Here is a 2,189-nt window from a genome sequence, read left to right as displayed (position 1 = left end):
CTTAGCGGTCTCCGAGACAACTCGCCCACGCGGACAGCGGCACCGGCCCTGTTGAGCTGCGAGCCGGCTGCCTCAGGCAGCCCGCGCCCCCTCAACGGGAATGATGTTGATAACCCGGCGGCCCCGGCGGTTGCCGAACTGGACATGCCCGGCGACCAGCGCGAAGAGTGTGTCATCGCTGCCACGGCCTACCTGGGAACCGGGGTGGAAGTGCGTGCCCCGCTGGCGAACGATGATCTCACCTGAGTTGACGTACTGGCCACCGAAACGCTTCACGCCCAGCCGCTGGGCGTTGGAGTCACGACCGTTGCGCGAGGAGCTCGCGCCCTTCTTGTGTGCCATGTCGCTCAGGCCTTCCCGGTCTCGATACCGGTCACCCGCAGGCGGGTGAACTTCTGGCGGTGGCCCTGCCGCTTGTGATAACCGGTCTTGTTCTTGAATTTGTGAATTCTGATCTTAGGACCCTTGACGATCTCGACGACCTCCGCTGTCACCTCGACAGACGCGAGCGCGTCCCTGTCGTGGGTCACCACGTCGCCGTCGACAAGCAGGAGCGCCGACAGGTTGACGGTCGCGCCCGGCTCGCCCTTGACGAGCTCGACGTCAACGACATCGCCGACGGCGACCTTGTGCTGCTTGCCGCCGCTGGCCACGACCGCGTACACCGGTTCTCCTTGCTGAAGTCGGACGGGCATCTCTCACACGGCGGAAACACAGCCGTGCCCGGCCCTGATTGCACTACCTTAACAGGCGCATGCGCCAACCTGACACCGGCGGCCCCGCCCCCGCGCCGCGACCCGGGCCACAGGGCGTATCCGGCCATGGCACCGATGAACCATGGCGTGCCGCCGACCAGCGCGCAACCATCGGAACGGGCTCGGCACGGGCTCGGCACGGGCACTGCGCTCCCGGCTGGCGGCCAGTGCCCGAGCAGAGCCAACAGGCAACGGGTGGCCGCCGACAGCGCGACGCGAGCCTCGCGCATCGTCCGCGGCCTGGGTGGGGGTTGGGCCACGATGGGCTGGCAGATTGTGATCTGGGTGGCCGGTGCCACCACGGCCGCCGCTGTCCTGACCGCCGGCTGGCCGCTGGTGTCCTCAGCCCGGACAACGGACCCCCGGCGGCGGTCCGTGACCATCGCGGCATCCGCGGTGGTCGTCACAACGGTGCTCGGGGTCGCTCTCAACGGGCTGGTGGGCCTGCCAGCCGGAGTACGCGCGACGTGGGCGCTCAGTACGGCCTACGCGGCCTGCTGGCTCGCGGTGCGTGCCCGCGAGCTTTCCAGGGACGGCTGCGCCTTCCGTGGCCGGCCTCAGGCCGCCGCCGCGGGCAGCGATGCCCACAGCGATGCGCTCTCTGCCCAGGACGACGTCGTCCAGGCTCTGGTCGTCGCCTCGTACGCCCTGCAAATGGGCGACAACAGCCGTGCCAGCGCGGCGGTTGACGGCGCGTTGCGACGGTCCCGCGCGCGGCTGGACGCGCTCGTGCGCGAGCACGACCAACGCGACCTCATCCGCCGGGAAGCGGCGCAGCACTGGGCCACCGGCGAAGCCTGACCAGCCAGAGGCTACGGCGTGTTCCGGGAGCCGTCGTTCGATCAGGGGAGCGGCGTCCGGCTGGATGGATCGCGCGGCGGCGGAGGCAGCCGCCCTGGTTGTGGGCGTCAACCGACGACAACGACGCGAGGCGCCGCCCGGACCGGGACACGGACCCACGCGCCAGGCGGCCGGCCGGATTCGGCGATGTCAGCGCCCGCGGCCGATCAGGAGGCCTGGTCCAGCGCGGCGCTGGACCAGGCCGCTGTCAGCACGCATGCGTCAGCACACGCATCAACACTAAGAGCGACCGGCAATAGGGGACGCGGCGTCGCGGGGCTGGGGCACGCACCTCGCCGTGTTGTCGTCAGTCGCCACCCAACACCAGGGTGGCTCCCTCCGCCGCCTCGCGATCTACGCACCCCAGCCCCGCTCCTTGATCCACGCCCCTATTGCCGGGCGCTCTAAGGACACCTACCCGGTGTGGGCGGCCTCACCGCTCTCCTGCGGTGCCGCGACCGCACGCGACGCCCGCCGGCGACCGGTCGCACGAGCCCCGGTGGATCGGGCAGCGTTCGATGACGGCGGCGCCGAACTGATCGGCCCGCCGTCGTCCTTCGTGCCGTTGCTCGTCGCGCCGTTGCTCGTCGCGCC

At 70.6% G+C, this 2,189-nt stretch carries 3 protein-coding genes; 1 reads left to right on the top strand and 2 read right to left on the bottom strand.

Going from position 1 to position 2,189, the window contains the following annotated elements:
• Positions 1–72: 72 nt before the first annotated feature.
• Positions 73–342 carry a 50S ribosomal protein L27 gene (gene rpmA, locus MJ783_RS03350; protein WP_239308433.1) on the bottom strand — a complete coding sequence of 90 codons (270 nt, stop codon included), beginning with the start codon at positions 340–342 and terminating at the stop codon, positions 73–75.
• Positions 343–347: 5 nt separating this feature from the next.
• On the bottom strand, positions 348–665 hold the full coding sequence (gene rplU / locus MJ783_RS03345) for a 50S ribosomal protein L21 (RefSeq protein ID WP_239308432.1): 318 nt from the start codon (positions 663–665) through the stop codon (positions 348–350).
• A gap of 351 nt (positions 666–1,016) precedes the next feature.
• On the opposite strand from rplU, the gene MJ783_RS03340 reads away from it, so the two are divergent.
• Positions 1,017–1,556, top strand: coding sequence for an MFS transporter (locus MJ783_RS03340; protein ID WP_239308431.1), 540 nt, complete (start codon positions 1,017–1,019; stop codon positions 1,554–1,556).
• Positions 1,557–2,189 lie beyond the last annotated feature (633 nt).

This window comes from Protofrankia sp. Cj3 (assembly GCF_917627355.1).
GTDB lineage: Bacteria > Actinomycetota > Actinomycetes > Frankiales > Frankiaceae > Protofrankia.
This window is presented reverse-complemented; position numbering and strand designations above follow the sequence as displayed.

Bases quoted from the DNA above. Each gene is read 5' to 3' on its own strand.
- MJ783_RS03340 (WP_239308431.1), top strand. From the start codon at position 1,017: ATGGGCTGGCAGATTGTGATCTGGGTGGCCGGTGCCACCACGGCCGCC.
- rpmA (WP_239308433.1), bottom strand. From the start codon at position 342: ATGGCACACAAGAAGGGCGCGAGCTCCTCGCGCAACGGTCGTGACTCC.